Consider the following 24,639-nt stretch of genomic DNA (forward strand, 5'->3'; position numbering starts at 1 on the left):
GCTCGACGGGGCATGCCCCGGATGAGACGCGACGACCAATGCGGTATACTGCTTAGTAAGCTAATTAAATCACCCAACGTGAGGTTGCATGAATCCCGTCATCGAACTACTCAACGCACACCGCTCGATCCGCCGCTTCACCGATCGCAAGATCACCCCGGAGTTGCTGCGGGAGCTCATCCAGGCCGGGCAAAGCGCCGCGACATCCAGCCATGTGCAGGCCTATAGCGTCATCCACGTGAAGGACCCGGCCAATCGCGAGACCATCGCCGAACTGGCGGGCGGGCAAGACTACATCGCCACCTGTTCCGATTTCCTGGTGTTCTGCGCCGACATGAAGCGCCCCGCCGAGGCCGCCGAACGCGCCGGCGCCGACGCCACCCGCGGCATGACCGAGCAATTGCTGGTCGCCAGCGTGGACGCCGCGCTCATGGCGCAGAACGTCGTCGTGGCCGCCGAATCCGAAGGGTTGGGTATCTGCTATATCGGCGGTATTCGCAACAACCCGCAAGCCGTGAGCGATCTGCTGCACCTGCCCGAGCACGTCTATCCAGTCTTCGGACTGTGCCTCGGCTATCCGGATCAGACCTCGGAGGTCAAGCCGCGCCTCCCGGTCGAGGCCATCCTCAAGGAAGACTACTACTGCGACGACCAGGCCCATGTCGAAGCCTTCGACGCTTCCATGCGCGAGTACTACCAAGCGCGCAGCAACACGCAAAAAGACACCACCTGGTCGCAAAACCTCACGCCGTTGTTCGAGCACAAGGTGCGCCCCCACATGCGTGACTTCCTCGTCTCGCGCGGCTTCGAAATGAAGTGAGCCAGCGTGCCCGCCCTCGTCTAACGCGGGCGGGCATGTTCTGCTGCCCACGGCCGCTTGGCTAGGCGGCCGTTGCCGCGCGCCTGGCGCTGCGACGACGTACCAGCGCATCCACCACCGCCATGACGATCATCGAGGCTCCCACTAACGGGAAGATAACGCCGCCGATGGCGAGTAACGCCAGCACGCCGCGCAAGCGACGGGGATCCTTGGGTTCGGGGGGAATCCCCAGTTTGCCGCTCGGCCGGCGCTTCCACCACATCACGCCTGACGAAACGCACAGCAGCACAATCCCTGCGCAGGCCAACGCCAGAATCAACTGATTGGCGAGCCCGTATTGCTGCCCCATGTGCACGTTGATGCCCCACTCCAGCGACTTGCCTAGCGGGCCGTAGTCGGCGTAGTTCATGTCCAGCAGTGGCTCGCCGCTGTACTGATCCAGATGCACGACGCGCTGCCGAGAAAGGTCGTCAGGGTAGATCGAGCCGGTATAGACGCCGGTGGGGTCGCTCGGCAGGCTGACGGCATAGCCGGATGCGAGTCCGAGGTCGTCGAACGCCTTTACCGCACCGTCCAGGCCGATGCCCGTCGCGCCCTCGCGTCCAGGAGTCGACTCCGGCAGCTGCGCCTGCTCCAGCGACCAGGTGGTCATTTCCCGCTCCGCCAAGCGTTCATCGGAGACCGGCACGTTGACGCGCACCCCATCCGGATAGCCGAAGTTGTGGCCGTTGGCGAGTTCGTTGACCTTGCTGCCCCACACCGTGGTCCACGGCATGCCAGTAATCGCCAGAAAGAGAATGAAGCCCCCGACGAAGATCCCGGTGACGGCGTGCAGATCACGCCAGAACATCCGCTTCGTCGGGGTCGCGCGCACCGTCACCACGCCACCGCGTCGACCGCGCGGCCACCACAGATAGACCCCAGTCAGCACGAGCAGGATCGACCAGCCGCCGACGATCTCGATGATCAGGCTCGCTGTCTCGCCGAAGTAGGTGAGGCTGTGGATACTTCGTACGATCCACATCACGCTGCCACGATAAGGGATCGTGCCGGTGACCTCGCCAGTGTAAGGGTCAACGTAGACGGCTTGCTTACCACCGTCGGTAGTGATGTCGACCTCTGCCGCGAGATTAGCGGCGGCCGGCGGCACGTAACGGAACGCCTCGCCGGGATGCGCCGCCACAGCGGCATCCATCTGTTGCTGCGGCGATACCGTCGGTGAGGATTGCGCCTCGACGCGCACGATGTCCGCGTTGAGCCACTGGTCGATCTCATCCTTGAAGAGATAGAGCCCGCCGGTCACCGCCAGCGAGATCAGGAAAGGAATCGCGATGAGACCCGCGTAGAAATGCCAGCGCCAGACCGCCCGATAGAGGTCGCTGGCGTCACGTGAAGAACGAGACGAAGAACGAGACATAGAGCCCTCGCAGGGTGCTTTCAGCCACCTTGGGGTAGCTGCGTACCATCATTGGCCGATCTCGGCCTACCGATACGCCAGGCAGACACATCCGGACCGGGATCGACACCGCTTATGCGTGATGGCACGTGAACGGCGGGGCACGGGTCAGCGCATTGGGGAAGGTGGTCGTCACGGCTTGGGACGCCAGCACCCTCGGCACGCGCGGCGCGACGACGGTGGCGTTGTCCGAGAGCGAGGCAGTGGAAGCCCCTTCGATGACCGGGAAATGGCCGAACAAGGAGCAATAGGGACACTGATCGTGCAGGCCGATCGTTGTGACGGGATCGCCTCGCGAGTGGCTGGCATGCCCAACCTCGGCGTGCATCATCCCGTGTGCGGGCATCGCACCATGCCGCAGGGACGCACTGGCCTGTCCGATCACCGGGCCGCACACCACCAGCAGCATGGCGAGCAGGCTCAGCCAGGCGGTGAAACGATGCATGGGTGTACGCGGGGAAAAGGACATGGACTCGACCGTGGGACCGTCAGACGCGCGCCATACTAGCGCAGCCCTTTCCCGAACACAGCCGTATGATCGCGAGTGCGCGTGGCTACGCGCGATGCCCCCATGTGCGACCCAGGCCAGAGGCGACCTGCAGCGCTATGCTGTGGAACGAGGTGCGACAATCCGTCTCGCGGATCGACCGACCGCGGCGGCGGATCATTCACATATTCATGCAAGGAGGTGCGTCATCATGCGGACTATCGGTTTGCTCGGCGGTATGAGCTGGGAATCCACCGAAAGCTACTACCGGGCGCTGAACGAGGGCGTGAAGCAGGCGCTGGGCGGCTTGCACTCGGCGAAGGTGGCGATGGTCAGCGTGGACTTCGCCGAGATCGAGGCTCTGCAGCGCGAAGGGCGCTGGGACGCGGCCGGAGAGGCGCTGGCCACCGCCGCGCGTCAGGTCGAGCACGCCGGAGCGGATTTTCTGCTGATCGCCACGAACACCATGCACAAGGTGGCGCCGCAAGTGGAAGCGGCCATCGACATCCCGCTGCTGCACATTGCCGACGCCACGGCCGAGCGCATGGCCGCCGACGGCATCACGCGGGTCGGGCTGCTGGGCACACGCTTCACCATGGAGCAGGATTTCTACAAGCAGCGCCTGAGCGCGCGTTACGGTATCGACGTGGTCGTGCCCGATGACACCCAGCGCGATCAGGTACACCGAGTGATTTTCGAGGAGCTTTGCCTCGGGCGCATCGAGCCCGCCTCGCGGGAGGCGTTTCTCGCCGTGATCGACGCGCTACATGCCAGGGGCGCGCAGGCAGTGATTCTCGGCTGCACCGAAATCGCCATGCTGATCAAGGCAACCGACACCCAGGTGCCGCTCTACGACACCACGGCATTGCATGCTGAGGCCGCCGTGCAACGCGCACTCTCTGGATCCCTCTTGTCGGAAGACACTCAATAGCCTGGGAGGCGCCATGTCAGCAGACACCACGCAAGACCGCATCAGCCTGCACTCCCACACGCGTCGCGTTCGGGTATGGGACGGCGACACACTGCTCGCCGACAGCACGCGCGCCGTCGGACTGCGCGAGCGCGGGTATCCCCCACGCCAATACCTGCCCGAAAGCGACGTGCACATGGCGTATCTCATCCGCTCGGCCACCGTGACGCACTGCCCCTTCAAGGGCGACGCCACCTACTACAGCACTGACGAGCATCCCGACATCGCCTGGCAATACGCCAACCCGCTGGCGGACATGGACACGATTACCGGCCGGCTGGCGTTCGATGACACGATACTGACGGTGCATGTAGACGCGGAGTAAGCGGACACGTGCCCTCGTTGTGGTAACGGTGGAACTGGTCGCTGTGGCCCTGCAAGGCTTAGCGATCTCTTGGGCCATTTCGATATAATCTGCTTACACTAGTACCAGACGTTGCCTAACGCAGCGGTCGCCTCTGCGATCATCGCCTCGGGAGTGGCGCGTCGGCTGACCAGCCCTTCCAGATACACGAATTCCGGCGCTCGAATGCCTAGCGTACTCAGCACGGCTTCGAGATGCGGGGTGAGGAAATTGGGCTGCTTCGACTCTCCGGCGCGGTGAAAGCCGCCGGAGCTGACGATGACCAGCGTCGGTCGGTCCGCCAGCAGGCCCACCTTACCCTGCAGAGTCGGAGCGAAGGTTCGATGAATGCGCTGCACGTAATCGACCCAGAGCTTCAGCGCCGCGGGCATACCGAAATTATGCATGGGGGTGGCGATGATCAGCCGGTCGGTGAATTCGAGCTCTTCGATCAGGCGCTCGGACAACGCCAGCGTCGCGCTCGAGCGAGGCAAGGGATCGCGCAGCGTCAGCGCCCGGGCATAGTCCATCGTCAACGGCGCCAGCGGCTCGGCGGCGAGATCCCGTACCAGCAGGTCGCCTCCCTTTCGCGCCGCAATCTTCCGCGCCAGGCGGTTCCCCAAGGCCTCGTCGCAGTGCGGGCTGGCGGTCACGAGCAGTGTTCGCATCGTCACGACCCCGTCTCCTCGGTGTTCAAGGCTTCCACAAAGTGCATACCCCGGGAAAGCAGCCCTTGCCGGAAATAGAAGCGCTGTGCCAGCGCCATGCCCAGCCCGGTATCCAGCACCAGATGACGACATCTCATTTGTCTCGCCTCCTCGCGCACCGCTGCTATCAGCCGCGCACCCAATCCATGGCGTCGGCCTTCTTCGCTGACAACGAGATCGTCGACATAGACGAAGCGGCCATACAGCAAGTTTTCGGTCAGACGATAGCCCACCAGTCCGACGACCCTATCTTCCTGCCACGCGGCCAACAGCCGATACTCCATGGCCATCTGCCGCATGACCTGACTAACGAAAGCCTGCGGCGCCGCAAGGTGCGGACGAAGTTCGTGCATGACATCGAAGCAGCGCAGACACTCATGCTCCGTGGTCACCGGCAATAATCGAACGGTCGTCATCGGATATCCTCCTAAAAGAGGACTCAGGTTAGAATCGGGGCGATCCACTTGGCAGCGCCAAGACATCTTCGATCTTCTAGGACATCGACATGTCCAATACGCACCTTCGGCCCGACCGCACGCAGAACGTACCAGTCTACCGGCAGCTGTATCAGCGCTTCCGCGAAGCGATGACGGACGGGCGCCTCCCACCCGGCAAACGCGTTCCCTCTGTACGCAGTCTTGCCAGTGAACTGAATCTGTCACGAGGTACGGTCGAGCTGGCTTATCAGTTGCTCGTCAGCGAAGGCTATTTTCTGACGCGAGGCCCGGCGGGCACCATCGTCTCGCCACACTTGCCCGAGTCCACGAAACCGGCGGCGACATCGGAGACGGCGACCGGGCAAGAACCAAAGCCTGGTCTCGCACCTCCGCTACCGTTCCAATTGGGGCTTCCGGCGCTGGACGCCTTCCCCAACAAGTTGTGGACACGCCTGACCCATCGCCGACTGAGAGCCCAGACCGGCGCCGAACTCAACTACCCGCCGCCGACGGGCCACCCGGCTCTGAAGCGCGCCCTGGTGACCTATCTTGGCGTGTCGCGCGGCATCGCCTGCCAGCCCGAACAGATCCTCATCACCGACAGCTATCGAGACACGCTTGGCCTGATCTGCCGGGCACTGCTGAAACCCGGCGACAGTGGGTGGTTCGAGGAGCCGGGCTATCTGATGGCGCGTGAACGACTGCTGAACGAGGGAATGCACCTGACGCCGGTAAGCGTCGACGCCGAAGGATTGAACGTCGAAGAGGGAGCGTCCCGCGCCACCAGCGCCCGCTTCGCCGTCGTCACGCCCACTCACCAGAGTCCCACCGGCGTGACGATGACGCTGGCCCGGCGCCAGGCCCTATTGGCGTGGGCAAGTCGTGAAAACGCCTGGATCATCGAGGACGACTACGATAGCGAATATCGCTATCACGGCCATCCCGTACCGGCACTGAAGAGTCTCGATCACGATGACCGCGTGCTTTATGCCGGCACTTTCAGCAAGGTTCTGTTTCCCGCCATCAAACTGGCCTACCTGGTGGTGCCACTCTCTCGGGTCGAGATCTTTCAGCACGCCATGCAGCGACTGGGCCATGGCTGCCCGACGCTGAGTCAGGCGGTGGTCACGGATTTCATCGAAGAAGGCCATTTCGCCCGCCACCTCAAGCGGATGCGGGCGCTCTACCAAGTCCGCCGTGAAAACCTTCGCCAGGCGCTGGAGTATCATCTGGGCGACCGCATCCGTATCGACCTGCAAGCCGGCGGGATGCACCTTCTGGCCCGCCTGCCCGACGATATCGATGACGTGGCGGTCGCGAGCCGGGCCGCCAGTGCGGGTCTGGGTGGGCACGCACTATCCCAGTGGACCCTGACACCGGCACGACGGTCCGGGTTACTGCTGAGCTTCACCAACGTCACCGATGCCGCCCACGCCGACGCTCTGGCCGCTCGGCTGGCCACGCTCATGACGTGAAGCGGCGCGGGTCGTCCTGCCATGGCCTAGAAATCATCACCGTTCTTGGCTCTGTGCGACCTCGCTCCTGCATTTCATTCTGTCCCAGTGTTCAGTTCGCATCTTCCCCACGACCACTGCCCAGACAGGTGAACGACATGAAAGCCCGAGTGAATTACTACCAGACCTCTCCCAAGGCCGCGCAGAAGTACATCGATTTCAACATGGCGCTGTCGCAGAGCGACGTGATCAAGGAGATCAAGCACCTGGTGACGCTGCGAGCCTCCCAGCTCAACGGCTGCGCATTCTGCGTCGACATGCACGTCAAGGAGGCGAAGATCGACGGCGAACGCGAGCTGCGACTTCACCATGTCGCTATCTGGCGAGAATCGGCGCTATTCACCCCTCGCGAACGTGCCGCGCTGGCCTGGACGGAAACGTTGACTCGGCTGCCCGAGCACGGCGTCGATGATGGCACCTACGACCATGCCCGCAGCCACTTCTCCGAAGCGGAGCTCTCGGACCTGACATTCCTGATCGTCGCCATCAACGGCTGGAACCGTCTCAGTATCGCCTTCCAGGCAATCCCCGGCTCTGCCGACAAGGCATTCGGTCTGGACAAGGCGGGACTGTAGTCGAGTCTTACCGCTACCACGGAGCGCGGACCAAGGTCAGTGCACCACGTTGCGGATGAAACGCAGCCGACCCGGCCCGTCGTTGCGGTAACGGTGGGATTGGTCGCTGGGGTAGACGTGAAAGTCACCGGCCTCGATCGTCACCTCGCGGTCCGCGAGTTCCAGGGTCAGCGTGCCCTCGATCACCACCAGCATCTCGTGCCAGCCGGTGCCGTCGGCGACGGACTCGTAAGTGTCTCCCGGCTCCATCGACCAGGACCACAGCTCGACTTCCTGTCGCGCCGGCTTGCTCGCCAGCAGCCGGGCGTGACTGTCGGGGAAACGCCCCACCCAGGCGACTTCATCGATGCGCGCCGAGTCCTCGCTGTCCGGCGGCTGAACCAGGGCGTAGAACAGCACCCCCAGCGCCTCGGCGAGTCGATCCAGCGTGCTCAGGCTAACATTGACGTCGCCCTTTTCGATATTGACCAGCATGCGCCGGCTCACGCCGGCCCGCTCGGCCAGTGCCTGCTGGCTCAGCGACGCCCCCTGTCGCAGACGCCTCACGTTGGCGGCGACGTGCACCAGGACATCGGGGCGCTCGCTAGACTTGTGCACTATATTGCCCATCCGTACAATCGCGGTTCTCTCGAATGCCAGCGTCCGACCATGTCAGCGGGAAGCGACTGGCGCCGTCAGAAGGGCAGCATGCCGCAGAACAAAGGAGGTGTCATGTCAGTCGCCGTGCGCGAATTCGTGGCCAGGGTCTGGCCGGTGGCCATGTTGATCGTGGCGATGTGCTCGATCCAGACCGGGGCGTCCATCGCCAAGACCCTGTTCCCGGTCATCGGCGCCACCGGCACGACCTCGATTCGCCTAATCCTCGCCGCGCTGATACTGCTGGTCGTGATGCGGCCCTGGCGCCAGCGGTTCAGCCGCCGCGCCTGGAAGTCGACCGTGATCTACGGCGTCGCCTTGGGCGTCATGAACCTGCTGTTCTACCAGGCGCTGCAGACGGTACCGCTGGGGATCGCGGTGGCGCTGGAGTTCACCGGGCCGCTCGCCGTGGCGGTGCTCTCCTCGCGGCGTTGGCTGGACATGCTGTGGGTGGCATTCGCCGTGCTCGGCCTGGCGTGTCTGCTGCTGCTGGGCGATGAGAGCAACGGCGCGGTCGACCCTTACGGCGCGGCCTGTGCGCTGGGGGCCGGCGTCTGCTGGGCGCTGTATATCCTGTTCGGGCAAAAGGCGGGCTCGGTCAACGGCGCCCAGAGCGCCACGCTGGGCATCACCATCGCGGCGGTGGTAATCGCCCCCGTCGGCCTGATCGACGTCGGCACGGCGATTTTCGCGCCGGAGGTCCTCCCACTGGCACTCGCCGTCGCCGTGCTTTCCACCGCCCTGCCCTACACGCTCGAAATGGTGGCGCTGCCGCGCCTGCCGACCCAGACCTTCGGCACCCTGATGAGCCTGGAACCGGCGATCGGCGCGCTCTCCGGCCTGCTGTTCCTGAGCCAGCTCCTGAGCGGCCTGCAGTGGCTGGCCATCGGCCTGATCATCGTCGCCTCGATCGGCACCACGCTGACGGTGCGCCGGCGCGACACCTTCGAGACCCCGGCGCCGGACTGAGAGACCCGATCGCTGGGCGTCGCTTCAAGGCCCAGCGGCCCCTCATGCCCTACGGCGTATCGAGGACCTCGAGACCGGACAGGATCCGGTAAGCCGCCTCGACACGAGCGCCGTTGGGGTAGTTCTTGTTGGCCAGCATCACCAGCCCCGTATGCTCGCCGGGGAGCATCACGATGTAGCCGCCGAAGCCATTGGTGGAGCCGGTCTTGTTGACCCAGACATCATCGCGTGGCGCCTGCGGTGGTACGATCGCCTCGGCCGCGTTGGGTTCGAGGATCATGTCGTAACCGTTGCCGGCGAGAAGCGTGTCGAGCGCGACGGGGAGTGGATACTGTTCCCAGATCAGAGCCTGGGTCATATCGCCGATCCGGTAATGGCCCTGGCGGGTCGCATCGATGGCCTGCTGAAGCTCGGCGTCGACATCCGCGAGATGCAGGTTGGCCCGCACCAGTCCGGCTAGATCGGCGGCCGTGGTTTTGATTCCGTAGGCTTCGTCGTCGAGCACGCCGGGCGAGACACGGGTCGGCTGGCCCTCCGTGTCCTCGCCCATGGCGTAATGCGCCATTCGCGCCCCGGGAACGTCGTACAAGGTGTCCCGCATGCCGAGCGGCGCCAGCACCTTGGTGCGCATCGTCGGCACGAATTCGCCATCCAGGCTCGCCGCCGTCTCCAGCCCCAGCAGGCCGATCCCCAGATTGGAATAGGTACGGCTCTCGCCGATGGGCTCGCTTGGCTGCCAGTCTCGATACCAGGCTATCAGCGATGCACGGTCGGTCACTTCGTCGGGCACGAACAACGGCAGCCCGCCGCCAGTGTGTGTACCGAGGTTGAGCCCATCGATCCTGTCGAAGGCGCTGCCTTCGAGCTCAGGCAGGTAACGGCTCACGGGCGCCTCGAGGTCGAGCTCGCCCTCGACGGCGGCCAACGAGGCCAGGGTCGCGGTCAATGTCTTGCTGAGCGAGCCGATCTCGAACAGGGTGTCGTCGTCGACCGGCGTGCCGGTCTCGCGGTTGGCGTCGCCGTAATGGGCGACCGTCGTGCCCTTCGGCCCGACGAGGGCGACCGCCATGCCGGGGATCTGCTGCGTCTCCATCAACGACGCGATGATGGGATCGAGCACCTCGCGAGCTTGCCTGTCCGGCGCGTCATCCTGCGCCAGTGCCACATTCCACCCACCCAGTAACGTCAGCGATACCCCCAGCAGCCACCCTTTCATTGCGCTTCCTGCTCCCCTATCGATGAGCCAAATTCCTGAATCGGTATCATGCGGCAAAAAAACGACCACTGGAACTGGCCTCCGCAAAAGTTATGTTATAACGCATTAAACACTTTTCACTGTACTAACGCTGATTCACACAAGGAGATCACGATGCGTCACCTATCCACTCATGCCGCTCTCGCGCTCGGCCTGCTATCGCTGGCGAGCGTGCCACCGGCCGTCGCGCAGCAGGATGACCACGACCACCATGCACATGAGCACGATCACAGCCACGATCATGGGCATAAGCATGAGCACAATCACTCCCACGATCATCACGACAGCGATATCTACGCCGGTTACTTCGATGATGATCAGGTCGAGGATCGCACCTTGTCGGACTGGGAGGGCGACTGGCAGTCGGTCTATCCCTATCTGCAGGACGGCACGCTGGATAACGTCTTTGCGCACAAGGCCGCGCAAGGCGATGACAAGACGGCTGCCGACTACAAGCAGTACTACACGACCGGTTATCGCACTGATATCGACCGTATCGTGATCGAGGGTGATCAAGTCTCGTTCTACGAAGATGGCGACAAGCGCACGGGGGAGTACTCCTACGACGGCCATGAAATCCTGACCTACGAGGCAGGCAACCGCGGCGTGCGCTATATCTTCGAGCGCGACGGCGGCAACGCCGATGCGCCTCGCTACATTCAATTCAGCGACCACGCCATCTACCCCACCGATGCCGACCACTATCACCTTTACTGGGGTGACGATCGCGCTGCCCTGCTGGACGAGGTCACGAACTGGCCGACGTATTATCCTTCCGACCTGAACGGCGACGCCATCGCACGTGAAATGATGGCGCATTGACCACGTGCGCGCATGGCGCTCGGCACACACGTCAACAGCCGCCCTGACCGGGGCGGTTTGTCTCAAGCGCTCGCCGCCCCTGGGCGTTGGCTTTTCATCTGCGTAATGGCGGCGCTTCCCAGCACGCCTACGAAGGCGATGATCAGCGGCATACTGAACGCAGCGCGCCCCACCAAAATCAGGAACAAGGAAGATATAATGGGCACGAAATACGTCAACACGCCCAGCAACGTGGAGGAGCTCCTGAGCAGGGCATAGCCCCATGTCACAAACGCCAATCCATAGGGCCCGACACCGATGAGTGCTGCCACGCCCCAGTCCATGGCCGTCGTCTGTGAGGGAGCGGCTTCGAAGAGACTATGTAGCCCCCAGGACGCAATGGCGGCACCGGCGAACAAGTGTTTGTAATCGACCCACGACATCGTGGTGCGCCCCTGCAGATAGAGGGAAAACATGATCCAGGAGATACCGGAGGCAACCCCTTGTGCATAGCCGAGCACCGACGTCGGTTCGCCCTGGCCGTTCGATAGAACCAGCGGTATCAGACCCGAAAAGGCCACGGCCGCGCCGAGCAGGGTGCGTGCTTGAAACCCACGTCCGGCGAGCAAGTCCGCGACGAGCATGAAGCCCAGTGGCCAAAGATAGGTCACCAGTGTGATCTTGGCCGGGTCGCCCTTCCCCAGGGCCGCGAAGTAGAAGTACAGCGCGCCCGTGAGACCGCCGACGCCCATCAGCCAGAATGTCCAGTCGCGATACGATTTCGCCCCTGCCGACGAGCCGCCACGCTGTCCGACGCATCGCGCCATCAGGGCCGCCGCGCCCATGGCGACGGCCGCCGTCAACATCGGCGGCAGACTGATCAAATTGCGCAATACCGGAAGACTGGCCCAGAGCGTAATGGTCAAGAGCCCTGCTAGTAGCCCGGCGGATGTACGTGTGCTGGCCATGGCCCGCTCCTGTTTATACCGGATCGACGCGGGAAACACTGTATAAATGCCTGCACAGACGAATCGCTGCGTTGCGCGGTGCTCGAAGACTCGCCTAACCCCTGTTATGTCTCGTCTTCTGTACGCCGTGCGCCTTGCACTTCATCCTGTTCGTCGATTTATTCAGCGCTTCCGTTGGTATGTGTCGCGGGCAGTCTGGGGCAGCATGAATTATCATGGAAACGAAGACTTTCGATATTTCGATCATGATTCGTGATGGTGCTGAATGGCTAACTTTCGTCCCTTGGATCTCGTGGTGCTCAATACCTTTGTCACGGTGGTGGATAAGGGGGGATTTACCGCAGCGGCGGATACCTTGTATCTGGCGCAGTCGACGGTCAGCGCGCACATGAAGCGCCTGGAAACCACCTTTGGGCAGCCCTTGTTGCAACATGGGCGCAAAACGCCCATTCCCACGCCAGCGGGGGAGCGTCTGCTCTCGCACGCACGACAGATGCTGCGCCAAAACTCGCTCGCCTGGCAGGATGTCAGCGATCAGCGGTTGGATGGCGTGGTGCGCCTGGGGATTCCCGACGATTACGTGATCTATTTGCCCGAGGCGCTATCCGAATTCGAGGCCCAGTACCCGGGGGTCGAATTGCAAGTGGACTGCGGGCTCAGCGTGGACCTGGTGCAAAGCGTCCGCGCGGGCAGCCTGGACTTGGCGATCACCACGCGTCAGCCCAAAAGCCCCGGCGGGGAAGTGCTGTGCCGAGAACCCACGGTGTGGGCCGGCGCCCCCGGACACGACACCCAACGCCGCACGCCGCTACCGCTGGCAGTCTCCAAGGATGGCGTCTGCATCTTCCGGGAGCGTGCTTTGTCAGCCCTCGACGCGGTGGGACTCCCCTGGCGGATCGCGTATACGAGTGCCAGCTTATCCGGGCTCACGGCGGCGGTACGTGCGGGGCTTGCCATCACGGTGCTGACGCCATCCATGCTGAGCTCGGAGCTGCGCATCATCGACAGCGCCGAAGGTTTACCCGAACTGCCCATGACCGAACTCGCCCTGCACCGCAGTCCCGGTCGCCCCAAGGAGGCGACGCGTCAGCTCGCGTTGAGCCTGCAAGCCCATATTCAGGCCCGATCAACGGTCGACCTTAACAAAGCGGCGCCAGTATGAGCTGGCGCTCTCACCCCCGTAGCATCTTTGGCTACACTGCTGGCATTCTTGTCGCTCATCGGATTCCGACTGTAGGAGCTCGCATGGAGAGTGATCCTGTCACCCATTCATCTTCCGCGGCAGTGGCTGCGCCGCGCTTACAAGCGACTTTGACGCTGCTTTTATGCCTGCTCGTTCTGGCCGGGTGTTCGTCGAGCCAACGCATCGAGACGCACGATCCCGGCCCGACCACGGCGGAGGGCCTCTCCATCGAGCGGGCACTGATCATTTCCAACGCCAAGCAGGCGCTGGGCACACCTTATAAATGGGGCGGCAATTCGCTGGAGACTGGGGTGGATTGTTCCGGGCTAGTGCAAGTTGCATACCATGCGGCTGGGATCGATGTACCACGCACTTCCAATCAGCAGTACCAGACGCTCGATCATCGCGAGCAGGCGCGACCAGGGGATCTGCTGTTCTTCGGCAGCGGGAGTCGCGCCACTCATGTAGGGATTTACCTGGGCGACCGGCGGATGATTCATGCGCCCGGTAGCGGCCGCGAGGTCACGGTCTCCTCGCTGAACATTCGCTACTGGCGCCAGCATTACCTGGGCGCCGCCGGCCCGGCCCCCTGAGCGTTACGCGGATAGCACGCATATATTTATAACCAAATCGTTATTCGGGGCTTTTTCGTTATTATCGGCGAGTCGCTATAGTGGCGAACCTATCGCTTACGCCGGAGACTCGCCATGCGACGACTGCTTCACTGGATCGGCGCGCTCGCGCTGAGCGCCCTGCTGCCAGGTACGGCCCTGGCCCAGAACGACGAAACGACCACCCTCGAGGTCGGCTACATGCCCATTCTGCCGGTCGCGCAATTGTTCGTCATGGAGGGCGCCGGCTGGACCGACGAGGCGGGGTTGGATCTCGAGTTGACGCGCTTCTCCAGCGGTCCGGCCATGGTGCAGGCGCTGGCATCCGGCAAGCTCGACGTGATGAACTTCGGCATTGGGCCGGCCATGGTCGCCCGAGCCAACGGCGTACCGATCAAGGTGCTCGCCGCCAGCATCCAGGAGCAGATCGGGCTGATTGCCCGCGGCGAGTTCGCCACCGCCTTCGAGGGCAATGACCCGGCGGCGGCCATCGCCCAGTTCACCGAGACGCAGGGCCGCAAGCCCAAGATCGCCACCTTCCCCAATGGCTCGGTGCCCTACACCGTGCTGCGCTACTGGCTGGAAGAGCAGGTCGGGGTCGACGCAGACGCAGTGGATATCGTCACCATGGGGGCCTCGAGGGTTCAGCAATCGCTGCTGGCCGGTGCGGTGGACGCCGCCTCGACCCTCGAGCCGATCCTCAGCGTCGTGCAGCAACGCGATCCCGACGCTCGGGTCGTGGCACGCGGCAGCGACATGCTGCCCCACCAGCCCGGCGCGGTGCTGGCAGTGCGCGAGGCCGTGCTCGAGGAGCATCCCGAGGCGATCCAGGCTCTGGTCGCGCAGCACGTCCGCGCCACCGAGATGCTCGAGAACGATCCCGCGCAGGCCGCGCCGTACGTGCGCGAGTTCATCGGCAAGCGGCTCATCGACGAGGAAACGGTCACCGCCGCCTTGTCCTCGCCGTCGTCCAACTACCTGGCCGACCCGCACATGATCATCGACGCCACGCGTACCATGGCCGATTTCCAGCGTCGCATCGGCACGCTGAAGAAGCCCGTGGACGTCGATGCGCTCTTCGATACGTCGGTCTATGACGCCGTGATGTCCTCGACGGAGAACGCAGCGCCATGACGCGTCCCGTACGCCATCGACGCACCCTGATCAGTGCCGTCAGCCTCGCCGCCCTGGTGGCGCTCTGGGAGGCGGCCCTGCGCGTGGGCTGGCTGCCGAGCAACCTGGTGCCGTTGCCCTCGCAGATTCCCGGCGTCCTGTGGGCGGAAGTGCTGGACGGCATCTGGCTCGACGTCGTGTTGTCGAGCCTCTCCCATTACAGCATCGGCCTGGTAATCGGCTCGGTGCTGGGCATCGCGGTCGGCATGGCCGCGGCGCTGCTGCCCCGGTTCGATGCCGCCCACAGCTGGCTGGCACGCTTGCTGCGGCCGATTCCACCGCTGGCCTGGATTCCCTTCGCGATCATCTGGTTCGGCGTGACCGAAACCGCCGCTGCTTTCATCATCAGCATCGGCGTGTTCTGGATCAATTACTTCACCAGCTACAGCGCGGTGCGCGCCATCGACGACGGCTATTACGAAGTCGCCCGGGCCTTCGGCCAGGGCGGCTTCAGCGCGCGGCTGGCCAAGATCAGTCTGCCGGCGGCGGCGCCGGGCATCCTCGGGGGACTGCGTGCCGGCCTGGGCCAAGGCTGGATGACGGTGGTCGCCGCCGAACTGTTCGGCATCCCCGGCATCGGCCAGCGCATGATGGAAGCCTCGGGCCTGCTCGCCACCGATGTGGTGGTGGTCTACATGCTGACCATCGCCGCGCTCTACGCCCTGTTCGACTTCCTGTTCATGCGCATTCAGCGGAGGGTTCTACGGTGGCAGCAATGAATGACGCGTCCGCGCCCGTCCTGACGGCACGCGACGTACGTCTGGGCTTTGCCGACGACGTCGTGCTCGACGACATCGACCTCGAAGTGGCCCCGCGCGAATTCGTGGCCATTGTCGGCGCTTCGGGCGTGGGCAAATCCACCCTGCTGCGCGCCTTCGCCGGCTTGCTGGCTCCGCAGCGTGGCGACGTCCACCTCTCCACCGCCGAGGCGTCGGCCAGCCGCGACTGTTCGATGGTCTTCCAGGCGCCGCGATTATTTCCCTGGCGCCGCGTGCGCGCCAATGTCGAGCTGGGCCTGGAAGGGTTGGGACTATCCCGCGACGAGCGCCGTACCCGTGCCATGGAACCGCTGTCACTAGTCGGGCTCGAGGAACTCGCCGAACGCTGGCCACATACCCTGTCCGGCGGTCAGCAGCAGCGCGTGGGCATTGCCCGCGCACTGGCGGTGCGGCCTCGAGTGTTGTTCATGGACGAGCCGTTCTCCGCACTCGACGCCCTGACCCGCCAGCGCCTGCAGAGCGAACTCACCGAGCTGCGCCAGCGCAGCGACGCGGCGATCGTCTTCGTCACTCATGACATCGAGGAGGCCGTCCTCCTCGCCGACCGCGTCGTGGTACTGGCCAAACCCGACAAAGCTGCGCCGGCCACGGTGCGTGAGATCGTCGCCATCGATCTGCCGCTCGCCCGACGCCGCGAGCAGAGTGGCTTTCGCGAACACATACAGCGCCTGGAGCAGCATATCGGTGTTGCCGCCACCCCCGAGGAGACGATGTCATGAGTGCCTTGCGTGTCGTATTGCATGCCCCCACCGCCGATGGCCTCGCCCGCGCCCGGCGCAATGCACTCAACCTGACCCGGGCACGACCCGACACCGAGGTGCTGATCGTGGCCAATGGCGGCGCCGTGGCCGCCGCCCTGGACACCCCCGACCCGACCACCGATGCCTGGCTGCGGCTTTGCCGCAATACCCTCACGGCCCAGTCGTTGGAGAACCCCGGCGGCCTCGAGGAAGTCGAGGCCGCAGTGGTCACGCTCACCGAGCTGCAGGCACAGGGCTGGGCCTATATCCGCGCTTGATTATCGTGACGCTGCCCATGCCCTTGTGTTGGCCGCCCCACGTCACCATATTTATAAACAGAAGGGGCGCGGGAAGCGCCACGCATGGGCAAATACCCAAGACGCATTTGCTTAGCGAAATCCATTGTTTCCCATGCCCTGGTCTATGATGCGATGCTCAATGCTTCGCCAATCAGTGAAAGGAGGACGCCATGGCACTACAACTCGGCGATATTGCCCCGGATTTCACCCAAGATAGCACCGACGGCACGATCAACTTCCACGAATGGGCAGGCGACAACTGGGTCATCCTGTTCTCGCATCCCAAGGATTTCACGCCGGTATGCACCACCGAGCTGGGTGAAGTGTCGCGCCTGAAGCCTGAATTCGAGAAGCGCAACGCCAAGGCCATGGGGCTGTCCGTCGACCCGCTGGACGATCACAAGGCATGGGAAGGCGACATCAAGGAAACTCAGGGCCATGGCCTGAACTTTCCGCTGCTGGCGGACGCCGACCGCAAGGTCAGCTCGCTGTACGGAATGATTCACTCCAACGCCAACGACACCCTGACGGTGCGTAGCGTCTTCATCATCGACCCCAGCAAGAAAGTGCGCCTGACACTGACCTACCCGGCCAGCACCGGTCGCAACTTCTCAGAGATCCTGCGCGTGCTGGATAGCCTTCAACTGACCGACAGCCAGAAGGTCGCCACACCGGTCAACTGGACCGAAGGCGACGACTGCATCATCGTGCCCTCGGTCGATAACGAGAAGGCCAAGGAACTCTTCCCGCAAGGCTGGGACGAGAAGAAGCCGTACCTGCGCATGGTCAAGCTGCAGAAGTAACCTGTTACACGTGACCTACTGGGTCAGGCGCTGTCCGGCGCTATGACCTTTGATCGCCCGTGGCCTTCTGGACCACGGGCGATTTTTTTCATGCGCGCTATTCTGTATGAGACAACCCTTGCCTACGGATACCGCCATGACGTCGAAAACGCATATCGTGATACCGATCTATCCCGGCGTCACGCAGCTGGACTTCACGGGACCTCATCAATTCTTCTCGCGCGTGCCTCAGGCCGAGGTCGTGGTCGCCTCCGTCGGCGGCCTGCCAGTGGAGGCCCAGGGATTGACCTTCACCAACCTGGCCGATCTGGAGGACATCACGGCATGCGACATGCTATGCGTGCCGGGCGGGCTTGGATGTCTCGATGCCGCGGAGGATGCACGATTCCTTCACGCCATTCAGCGGCTCGCCGGTACCGCGCGATATCTGACCTCGGTCTGTACCGGCTCATTGATCCTGGGCGCAGCCGGCCTTCTGCGGGGGAGACACGCGGCCTGTCACTGGGCCTGGCAGGACATGCTGCCACTCTTCGGCGCCATCCCCGACGCGGGGCGCATCGTACGGGACGGCAACCTCATCACGGGCGGAGGCGTCACGGCCGGCATCGACCTGGCGCTGACGGTCATCGCCGAGCTGCTGGGTGACGAGACCGCCCAGGCGGCGCAGCTGACACTGGAATATGCACCCGAGCCGCCCTTCGACGCCGGGCGACCGGACACCGCACCGGCGTCAGTCCATGCGCGCGTCCTCGACGGCATGGCGGACATGCAGGCCTCTCGATATCGGCAGGCCGAACGCATCGCCACGCACTTGCCCGCGTGATGCCGCTCTCCAAGGCCTAGGCCACGGGCGATTGCCGTTTGGCGGCGCGGCGTCGCCCTTTCACACGGCAGGCACGCACCAGACACACCACCCGATAGGTGATGAACAATAACAAGATAGCGACCTTGAAACTGGCCTTGATGCGCATCGTCGTATCCGGCTCGGCGTCTCATTGGGGAGGAGTACGACGAGTTAATCAGAGGGATGTTAGGTTTTGTCCGAAAAGTCGGGTTTGCTAATGTGCACCATGCCGCAACTGCATAGGTGATGCATGGCAGGACGTTACGAGCTCTCCGATCAAAGCTGGGAGATGATCGAGGATATCGTCTCGCCCTCTCAGCCAATAGGCCGCCCACGTAGGGATGACCGCCAAGTGCTAAACGGGATCTTCTGGATCCTGTGCTCTGGCGCCAAATGGCGCGATCTTCCGGAACGGTATGGTCCTTGGAAGACGGTCCATGACCGATTCCGGCAGTGGCGCGACGATGGCACTTTCGAGGCTGTCCTGGATCGGCTCCATCTCAAGCTGCGTGAAGACGGGCTGATGGATCTGGATACCTGGATGATCGATTCCACGTCGATCCGAGCCACTCGCGCTGCCTCAGGAGGCGGCAAAAAAGGGGGTCGAGAGAACCCGTAGACCATGCACTGGGGCGGAGCCGAGGCGGCCTGACCACCAAGATCCACATGGTCTGTGATCGACATGGTTGGCCGCTGACTTTCACGCTATCACCGGGTCAGGATGCTGACACTCGGCATTTTATCCCCACGATGGAAGCGATTCACTTGCCAGGAAAGGTGGGGCGGCCCAGAAAGCGCTGTCGCTACGTCGTGGCAGACAAGGGCTACGATAGCGATGCGTTACGCCACTACTGTGACCGTTACCATATGAAGCCGATCATTGCTCAGCGCAAGATGAAGCGGCGGCCGCGTCCAGGGCTGCCCCGAGGGTTCGACAAGCCCAAGTACCGGGAGCGAAACGTGATCGAACGTGGCTTCGGCTGGGTTAAGGAACTACGGCGCATCGCCACCCGATACGACAAGCTCGCCAGTAGCTTTAGCGCCATGGTATGTCTGGCTTGCATAGACCGTTGCCTACGTGCTGACTTTTCGGACAAAACCTAAGGAATGTTGACGCCGTGGTGGACGGCTGTACCCAATATCGACATCCCGCAGGCATACTTGAGCTTGAACACCTCTTTTTTATAAAAAACTTCTTATTCAATGCCTATCGATAAACTCGATCCTTTTCAGCCTTGGGTCAGGCCTTCGAAGAAGCTCACCGCGTTGGCTTCCAGCCCCTCGAGATAATAACCACCTTCCTGTACCACGAGCGTCGGCAAGTCGAGCTCGGCCACCACGCGCCCGAGCTTGCCAAACCCTGGCGTGGAAACCGCCACCTTGGACTGCGGGTCCCGTTCGTGGATGTCGAAGCCCAACGCCAGTACCACGGCATCCGGCTCGAACAACCGCAGCACCTGGCAGGCCTCGTCCAGGCGCTCGAAGAACACCGCTTCTGGTGACCCGTGCGGCATCGGCAGATTGAGGTTGTAGCCCTCTCCCGCGCCATGACCACGTTCATCCTCGAAACCGGTCACCGCCGGATAGAAGTTAGTGGTGTCGCCGTGGATCGAGATATACATCACGTCGTCGCGGTCATAGAAGATTTCCTGCACCCCTTGGCCGTGGTGCATGTCGGTATCAAGCACCACGACGCGCGGATAACGCGTGGTCAAACGCTGCGCGGCGATGGCGGTGTTATTGAGGAAGCAGAAACCGCCAGCGGCATCGGCCCGGGCGTGATGCCCTGGCGGCCGCGTCAGCGCATAGGCATGGCGCTCTCCATGGATCAGCGCATCAGCTCCGGCAATCGCGCTTTGCGCCGCCCAATACGCGGAATCCCAGGTCGCCTCCCCTATCGGCGCACTGCCATCGGCCAGGTAACGCCCCGCCTCGGCCAAGATGCCACGCATGGCATTGGGCGAGCGCACGAAGACATTGGACATGACCTCGTCGCCCCAATCATCGCCCAGCGCCGTCCAGCGTCGGTGGGCGCTTTCCAGAAAGCGTAGATACGGCAAATGATGCACGGCCCGAATCGCCGCCAGGCCGCTATCCGGCGGCGTTCGCACCTCGAAGCCTAGCCGCTTCACAGCGGCCAGCAGGCCCTCGAGACGCGCGGGAATCTCCTGGGGCTCGCGCAGCTTGCCGCGCGAAAAGTAGAGCCGAGGATGGTGGCGATGCTGCTCGGCATGAAAAAACGTCTGCATGGTCGTACCTCCGCTCCGGATCGATCTTGATAACGGTGCAAGATACGCGCCGAGATACTCGGCACGGGCCGGCTCATGTCCAGGCGACGTGCGGCTCGGCCTCGCGGCTCGCGGGCAACGCCCGGTGGAGCTCTGTGTCACGCGGCGAGAGCGTCTCCTGCGACGCCTCCATGAGGCGGAAGCGATGCACCACGCTGGCCAGTCGCGACGACTGAGCGCGCAGCGATGCCGAGGCGGCCGCGGACTGCTCGACCAGAGCCGCATTCTGCTGGATCATGCGGTCGATGCGCTCCACCGAGTGGTTGACTTGTTCGATACCGCTGGACTGCTCGCCGGCAGCGCTGCTGATCTCGCTGATCGCGCCGCTGACCCGCTGCACCCCGGCGACGATCTCCTCGATGGTAGTCCTCGTGGCCTCAGCCTGGCTAACGCCGGCGGCCACCGTTTCGCCGCTGTCGCGAATCAGCGTCTTGATCTCGTTGGCCGCCGTGGCGGAATGTCCCGCGAGATTGCGTACCTCACTGGCGACCACGGCGAAGCCTCGGCCTTGGCCCCCCGCGCGGGCTGCCTCGACCGAGGCGTTCAAGGCGAGCAGGTTGGTCTGAAAGGCGATGTCGTCGATCAGTCCGACGATGTCGCCGATACGCCGTTCCGCCTCGGCGATGGCATGCATGCGCGCAACCACATCCTTCACCGCTTCGCCACCGCGCACGGCGGCCTCGGCAGTATGCGTGGCCAACTCATCGGCACGCTGCGCGGCCTGCGCGGTCTGCTGGATACTCGCAGTCAATTGGGCGATTGAGGCGACGCTCTGCTGCAGGTTACTCACCGACTGCTCGGTGCGCGTGGCCAGATCTTGGTTGCCCAAGGCGATTTCCTCGCTGGCGATAGAGACGCTATCGCTGGCATCGCGCACCTGAGAAACCATGCCACTGAGCCCTGTCTGCATGGTGCCCAGGGCATCCTGTAGCTCGCCGATCTCGTCATGTCCCTGGCGGGCGATCGGCTGGGTGAGGTCTCCTCCGGCGATGGCAGTCGCATAGTCCTTGGCCTCGCGCACCGGCGCACAGATCGCGCGCATGTTGAGCCAGGTCAGCGGTGCCACGACCAGGATCGTCACCAGCCCGGCGACCACGAACAACAACAGCGAACCTTGCGCCACCTCGGCAAGCCGCGTGGCCATGACACCGGATTGGGTCTCCTGCACGATCCCCTGGTCCAACAGTCCCAGACTGGCGTCGTACAAGCGGTATATGCCCCATGCCCCGGTTCCTCCCAGCACGCCCAGCAACACCAGAACGACGACGATAGCGCCCACCATGCGAACGCGCACCGAGAAACGGCGCATTAGCGTCATCAACATGAGTTCCCTGCCTCTTGAGTGGTCGAAAATCATCCACCACTGTGGCAGGGCACGCATCGCAAACCTTGATGTACGTCAAGTACGCGCGGATTCACGGCATGGACCGCCAGCATCAGGTCGTCGGGCGGGCCTTGATCGCCACTTGGCGCTCATACAACGCGATGGCAACGCCGCTGCCGATGATCACGGCGGCGCCGATGAACACCCACACATCAGGCACTTCATCCCACAGCCACCAGCCCAGCAACACGGCCCAGACCATAGCGGTGTAGTCAAAGGGCGCGGCCAGTGCCGCCGGTGCATAGCGAAACGCCAGCGTGATGCACGACACCGCGCCCACGCCGAAGATGCCGGAACCGATGAAGCCCAGCCACGCCCACCCCTCGGGCATCTTCCAGACGTTGGGCAGCAGCAAGGCACTTAGGATCAGCGGCACCAGGGTGGCGTAGAAGACCATCGCCCATAGGCTCTCCTTGCCGCCGTAGCGGCGCGCGGTGATCATCATCAAGGCATAGCACACCGCGGCGCCGACGACGATCAACGCGCCCCACTGAAAGCCCGTCGCGCCGGGACGCACCACCACCAGCACGCCCGCGAAGCCGACCAGCGAGGCGATGAAGGGCAAACGTTCGACGCGCTCCTTGAGCAGCGGGCCGGAAAGCAGCGTCACGAACAGCGGCGCGGCGAAGGCGATGGCCGTGGTTTCCGCCAATGGCAAGAGGGTCAAGCCAGTGACGAAGCAGAACATGGTGCCAGCGAAGATCATCCCGCGCAGCAGGTGTACGCCAGGCCGCCGGGTCTTGAGCTTGCGCCAACCACCATTGAAGCGCGCTAGTAGTGCGATCAGCGGCAACGAAATCAAGGTGCGGAAGAAGATGATCTGGATCGGCTCGTAGGTGGCCCCCAGCCACTTGGACACGGCATCGCCCAGAGCCAGGCACAACACCCCAGCGCACATGATCAAGATACCCAGCAGCGACGACGACATACCCACCTCCATGAAATCGAGACAACGACGTGCGCATCGCCCATGCGCCCGCCGTGTGTACTGGAAACGGCCCGAAGAATCGGCCCTTGAGCATAGTCGAGTCGAATGCGCACCGCGATGGTGCAAGAAGGAGATATAACGACTCTGCATATGATCGACAGGTAACGAAGCACGTGCGGACGACCTTGCATTTCACCCATGACGCCCATACCGAGGCCAAAACGTGCATAATCGGGAAAAGATCCCGTTCATTCACTCAATGTATGCAAGAGAGCCATGACGCTCGATACCACCGCGATCAATCAGCAAATGACCCACTTCGACGACCATGAGGCAATCTGGCTTTTTGGCTATGGCTCGCTGATCTGGAAGGCGGATTTCTCGTTTCTGGAGAGGCGCCCTGCGCATATTATCGGCTGGGAAAGGCGCTTCTGGCAGGGCTCGCACGACCACCGCGGCACGCCACAGGCACCGGGGCGCGTCGCCACGTTGACCGAATCCCCCGGCGCGGTCTGCCACGGCATGGCCTATCGCATCGCCCAGGACGTGCTCGGCCCGCTGGATGTGCGCGAGAAAAATGGCTACCTGCGCGTGGTCACCCCACTACATTTCGACGACGCCGACCAGCCGGAAAGCCGCGAGGGCTTGGTCTATCTCGCCAGCGAGGACAATGCAGCCTTCCTCGGCCCTGCACCTGACACCGCGATCGCCCGGCAGATCGCCGAATCCCACGGGCCCAGCGGCCCCAATCGCGATTACCTGCTCAACCTCGCCCAAGCACTACGCGAGATGGGCCACGACGACCCGCATATCTTCGCCTTGGAACGCGAACTGCTCGCGCTTCCCCCACTGCCGGCGTAAAACACGTGCGTGTAAGAGCTCATCAAAGTACGGCGAGCATGCCGCCATCGACGTAGATAATTTGTCCATTGACATAGTTGGAAGCAGGCGACGATAAGTACACCACTGTCCCGACCAAGTCTTCAGGCGTTCCCCAGCGCCGCGATGGAGTACGTCCAGTAATCCAGCCATTGAAATCAGGATCATCGACTAGCGGTTGCGTCATCTCGGTAATCATATAACCAGGACCAATCGCGTTGGACTGGATACCGTACTCTGCCCACTCCGCCGCCATCGATTGCGTCAATAGCCGCACCCCGCCTTTAGCAGCCGTGTAGGCGCCTACAGTAGGACGAGCAACGGAGCTCATCAGCGAGCCAATGTTGACTACCTTGCCACCCTGGCCGCGCTCTATCATTTGGCGTGCGACATTGCGGCCAAGCAAGAAGGCGCTCGACAAGTTCGTATTGATGACCGTATCCCACTCAGTGCGAGTCAACTCTACGAGCGGCTTTCGCAGCTGCATGCCAGCGTTGTTGACTAGAATATCAACATATACGCCATCCTCCTTGAGGTTACCAAGGGCCTGTTCGATAGCGGCTTCATCCGTAATATCGAAGGAAATCTTCAACACATTGAAGCCTTCATCGGACAGTGCTAAGTCGGCCTCATGAAGCTTGTCTTGGTTGCGCCCATGCAAAATGACTTGGGCCCCGGCTTGTGCCAACCCCCTTGCCATAGCAAAGCCCAGGCCACCAGATGAACCTGTGATCAGTGCTGTCTTGCCCGATAGATCAAAAATCGTCATAAGCCGCTTACTCCCTTGCTT

29 protein-coding genes are annotated in these 24,639 nt (G+C 63.1%); 17 read left to right on the forward strand and 12 right to left on the reverse strand.

What is annotated here, in order from left to right:
* Nucleotides 1-88: 88 nt before the first annotated feature.
* Nucleotides 89-820 carry an oxygen-insensitive NADPH nitroreductase gene (nfsA, locus tag SR908_RS07080; RefSeq protein ID WP_246925877.1) on the forward strand — a complete coding sequence of 244 codons (732 nt, stop codon included), beginning with the start codon at nucleotides 89-91 and terminating at the stop codon, nucleotides 818-820.
* Nucleotides 821-881: 61 nt separating this feature from the next.
* On the opposite strand, the gene SR908_RS07085 is transcribed toward nfsA, so the two are convergent.
* Nucleotides 882-2,237, reverse strand: coding sequence for a PepSY-associated TM helix domain-containing protein (locus SR908_RS07085; protein ID WP_097021681.1), 1,356 nt, complete (start codon nucleotides 2,235-2,237; stop codon nucleotides 882-884).
* A 112-nt stretch (nucleotides 2,238-2,349) separates the two neighbouring features.
* A complete protein-coding gene (locus tag SR908_RS07090; protein ID WP_097021680.1) occupies nucleotides 2,350-2,745 on the reverse strand; it encodes a DUF2946 domain-containing protein in 396 nt (131 codons plus the stop codon).
* 229 nt (nucleotides 2,746-2,974) lie between these two features.
* On the opposite strand from SR908_RS07090, the gene SR908_RS07095 reads away from it, so the two are divergent.
* Together SR908_RS07095 and SR908_RS07100 are read left to right on the forward strand one after the other, a co-directional pair.
* Nucleotides 2,975-3,694 carry an aspartate/glutamate racemase family protein gene (locus tag SR908_RS07095; protein WP_246925874.1) on the forward strand — a complete coding sequence of 240 codons (720 nt, stop codon included), beginning with the start codon at nucleotides 2,975-2,977 and terminating at the stop codon, nucleotides 3,692-3,694.
* Nucleotides 3,695-3,707: 13 nt separating this feature from the next.
* Nucleotides 3,708-4,058: a DUF427 domain-containing protein gene (locus SR908_RS07100; protein ID WP_246925872.1), complete on the forward strand. Its 351-nt coding sequence runs from the start codon at nucleotides 3,708-3,710 to the stop codon at nucleotides 4,056-4,058.
* A gap of 98 nt (nucleotides 4,059-4,156) precedes the next feature.
* On the opposite strand, the gene SR908_RS07105 is transcribed toward SR908_RS07100, so the two are convergent.
* Complete coding sequence (locus SR908_RS07105) at nucleotides 4,157-4,744, reverse strand: FMN-dependent NADH-azoreductase (RefSeq protein WP_246925912.1); 588 nt, start codon at nucleotides 4,742-4,744, stop codon at nucleotides 4,157-4,159.
* Between the two features lie 2 nt (nucleotides 4,745-4,746).
* Nucleotides 4,747-5,199 carry a GNAT family N-acetyltransferase gene (locus tag SR908_RS07110; RefSeq protein WP_246925870.1) on the reverse strand — a complete coding sequence of 151 codons (453 nt, stop codon included), beginning with the start codon at nucleotides 5,197-5,199 and terminating at the stop codon, nucleotides 4,747-4,749.
* An 89-nt stretch (nucleotides 5,200-5,288) separates the two neighbouring features.
* Between SR908_RS07110 and pdxR the strand changes: the two genes are divergently transcribed.
* The gene (gene pdxR / locus SR908_RS07115) at nucleotides 5,289-6,695 is read left to right on the forward strand and encodes a MocR-like pyridoxine biosynthesis transcription factor PdxR (RefSeq protein ID WP_246925868.1); all 1,407 of its coding nucleotides are present in this window, start codon (nucleotides 5,289-5,291) and stop codon (nucleotides 6,693-6,695) included.
* Between the two features lie 137 nt (nucleotides 6,696-6,832).
* On the forward strand, nucleotides 6,833-7,309 hold the full coding sequence (locus SR908_RS07120) for a carboxymuconolactone decarboxylase family protein (protein ID WP_246925865.1): 477 nt from the start codon (nucleotides 6,833-6,835) through the stop codon (nucleotides 7,307-7,309).
* Between the two features lie 36 nt (nucleotides 7,310-7,345).
* Here SR908_RS07120 and SR908_RS07125 read toward each other — a convergent pair whose 3' ends face one another.
* Nucleotides 7,346-7,906: a helix-turn-helix domain-containing protein gene (locus SR908_RS07125; RefSeq protein WP_246925861.1), complete on the reverse strand. Its 561-nt coding sequence runs from the start codon at nucleotides 7,904-7,906 to the stop codon at nucleotides 7,346-7,348.
* A 114-nt stretch (nucleotides 7,907-8,020) separates the two neighbouring features.
* On the opposite strand from SR908_RS07125, the gene rhtA reads away from it, so the two are divergent.
* Entirely contained in the window at nucleotides 8,021-8,914 is an 894-nt protein-coding gene (gene rhtA, locus SR908_RS07130) for a threonine/homoserine exporter RhtA (protein ID WP_246925859.1), read from the forward strand.
* A gap of 49 nt (nucleotides 8,915-8,963) precedes the next feature.
* Here the strand turns inward: rhtA and ampC are convergent, their stop codons facing one another.
* Complete coding sequence (gene ampC / locus SR908_RS07135) at nucleotides 8,964-10,130, reverse strand: class C beta-lactamase (RefSeq protein WP_246925857.1); 1,167 nt, start codon at nucleotides 10,128-10,130, stop codon at nucleotides 8,964-8,966.
* A 153-nt stretch (nucleotides 10,131-10,283) separates the two neighbouring features.
* On the opposite strand from ampC, the gene SR908_RS07140 reads away from it, so the two are divergent.
* Entirely contained in the window at nucleotides 10,284-10,991 is a 708-nt protein-coding gene (locus SR908_RS07140; protein WP_246925854.1) for a ZinT family metal-binding protein, read from the forward strand.
* Nucleotides 10,992-11,053: 62 nt separating this feature from the next.
* On the opposite strand, the gene SR908_RS07145 is transcribed toward SR908_RS07140, so the two are convergent.
* Nucleotides 11,054-11,938 carry a DMT family transporter gene (locus SR908_RS07145; protein ID WP_246925852.1) on the reverse strand — a complete coding sequence of 295 codons (885 nt, stop codon included), beginning with the start codon at nucleotides 11,936-11,938 and terminating at the stop codon, nucleotides 11,054-11,056.
* A 265-nt stretch (nucleotides 11,939-12,203) separates the two neighbouring features.
* Between SR908_RS07145 and SR908_RS07150 the strand changes: the two genes are divergently transcribed.
* The 8 genes from SR908_RS07150 (at nucleotide 12,204) to SR908_RS07185 (ending at nucleotide 18,349) form a co-directional block, all read left to right on the forward strand.
* Nucleotides 12,204-13,100, forward strand: a complete 897-nt coding sequence (locus SR908_RS07150; protein WP_097021672.1) for a LysR substrate-binding domain-containing protein — start codon at nucleotides 12,204-12,206, stop codon at nucleotides 13,098-13,100.
* 83 nt (nucleotides 13,101-13,183) lie between these two features.
* A complete protein-coding gene (locus SR908_RS07155; RefSeq protein WP_246925849.1) occupies nucleotides 13,184-13,714 on the forward strand; it encodes a C40 family peptidase in 531 nt (176 codons plus the stop codon).
* Between the two features lie 114 nt (nucleotides 13,715-13,828).
* A complete protein-coding gene (locus SR908_RS07160) occupies nucleotides 13,829-14,866 on the forward strand; it encodes an ABC transporter substrate-binding protein (protein WP_246925845.1) in 1,038 nt (345 codons plus the stop codon).
* The gene (locus SR908_RS07165; protein WP_246925836.1) at nucleotides 14,863-15,624 is read left to right on the forward strand and encodes an ABC transporter permease; all 762 of its coding nucleotides are present in this window, start codon (nucleotides 14,863-14,865) and stop codon (nucleotides 15,622-15,624) included. The genes SR908_RS07160 and SR908_RS07165 overlap by 4 nt, the downstream gene beginning before the upstream one ends.
* Nucleotides 15,621-16,403: an ABC transporter ATP-binding protein gene (locus SR908_RS07170; RefSeq protein ID WP_246925832.1), complete on the forward strand. Its 783-nt coding sequence runs from the start codon at nucleotides 15,621-15,623 to the stop codon at nucleotides 16,401-16,403. The genes SR908_RS07165 and SR908_RS07170 overlap by 4 nt, the downstream gene beginning before the upstream one ends.
* Nucleotides 16,400-16,702 carry a DsrE family protein gene (locus SR908_RS07175; RefSeq protein WP_246925829.1) on the forward strand — a complete coding sequence of 101 codons (303 nt, stop codon included), beginning with the start codon at nucleotides 16,400-16,402 and terminating at the stop codon, nucleotides 16,700-16,702. Before SR908_RS07170 ends, SR908_RS07175 begins: the two co-directional genes overlap by 4 nt.
* 191 nt (nucleotides 16,703-16,893) lie before the next feature.
* Nucleotides 16,894-17,526, forward strand: coding sequence for a peroxiredoxin (locus SR908_RS07180; RefSeq protein WP_246925826.1), 633 nt, complete (start codon nucleotides 16,894-16,896; stop codon nucleotides 17,524-17,526).
* Nucleotides 17,527-17,662: 136 nt separating this feature from the next.
* Complete coding sequence (locus SR908_RS07185) at nucleotides 17,663-18,349, forward strand: DJ-1/PfpI family protein (RefSeq protein ID WP_246925822.1); 687 nt, start codon at nucleotides 17,663-17,665, stop codon at nucleotides 18,347-18,349.
* A gap of 16 nt (nucleotides 18,350-18,365) precedes the next feature.
* Here SR908_RS07185 and SR908_RS07190 read toward each other — a convergent pair whose 3' ends face one another.
* Nucleotides 18,366-18,497: a hypothetical protein gene (locus SR908_RS07190; RefSeq protein WP_261507965.1), complete on the reverse strand. Its 132-nt coding sequence runs from the start codon at nucleotides 18,495-18,497 to the stop codon at nucleotides 18,366-18,368.
* A gap of 123 nt (nucleotides 18,498-18,620) precedes the next feature.
* Here SR908_RS07190 and SR908_RS07195 point away from each other — a divergent pair.
* Nucleotides 18,621-19,474 (forward strand): IS5 family transposase gene (locus SR908_RS07195; RefSeq protein ID WP_097021830.1). Its coding sequence is split into 2 segments (ribosomal slippage): nucleotides 18,621-18,975 and nucleotides 18,975-19,474, totalling 855 coding nucleotides; the frame shifts between segments, so codons are not numbered across the junction.
* Nucleotides 19,475-19,599: 125 nt separating this feature from the next.
* Here the strand turns inward: SR908_RS07195 and SR908_RS07200 are convergent.
* The 3 genes from SR908_RS07200 to SR908_RS07210 all read right to left on the reverse strand — a co-directional run bounded on the left by SR908_RS07200 (nucleotide 19,600) and on the right by SR908_RS07210 (nucleotide 22,970).
* On the reverse strand, nucleotides 19,600-20,619 hold the full coding sequence (locus tag SR908_RS07200) for a histone deacetylase family protein (RefSeq protein WP_246925612.1): 1,020 nt from the start codon (nucleotides 20,617-20,619) through the stop codon (nucleotides 19,600-19,602).
* A gap of 73 nt (nucleotides 20,620-20,692) precedes the next feature.
* Complete coding sequence (locus SR908_RS07205) at nucleotides 20,693-21,982, reverse strand: methyl-accepting chemotaxis protein (RefSeq protein ID WP_246925615.1); 1,290 nt, start codon at nucleotides 21,980-21,982, stop codon at nucleotides 20,693-20,695.
* Nucleotides 21,983-22,094: 112 nt separating this feature from the next.
* Nucleotides 22,095-22,970: a DMT family transporter gene (locus tag SR908_RS07210; RefSeq protein ID WP_179702989.1), complete on the reverse strand. Its 876-nt coding sequence runs from the start codon at nucleotides 22,968-22,970 to the stop codon at nucleotides 22,095-22,097.
* Nucleotides 22,971-23,246: 276 nt separating this feature from the next.
* Here SR908_RS07210 and SR908_RS07215 point away from each other — a divergent pair, with 276 nt between their 5' ends.
* The gene (locus SR908_RS07215) at nucleotides 23,247-23,831 is read left to right on the forward strand and encodes a gamma-glutamylcyclotransferase (protein WP_097021662.1); all 585 of its coding nucleotides are present in this window, start codon (nucleotides 23,247-23,249) and stop codon (nucleotides 23,829-23,831) included.
* A gap of 22 nt (nucleotides 23,832-23,853) precedes the next feature.
* Here SR908_RS07215 and SR908_RS07220 read toward each other — a convergent pair whose 3' ends face one another.
* The gene (locus SR908_RS07220; RefSeq protein ID WP_097021661.1) at nucleotides 23,854-24,618 is read right to left on the reverse strand and encodes an SDR family oxidoreductase; all 765 of its coding nucleotides are present in this window, start codon (nucleotides 24,616-24,618) and stop codon (nucleotides 23,854-23,856) included.
* Nucleotides 24,619-24,639 lie beyond the last annotated feature (21 nt).

The organism is Chromohalobacter canadensis (assembly GCF_034479555.1).
Lineage (GTDB): Bacteria > Pseudomonadota > Gammaproteobacteria > Pseudomonadales > Halomonadaceae > Chromohalobacter > Chromohalobacter canadensis.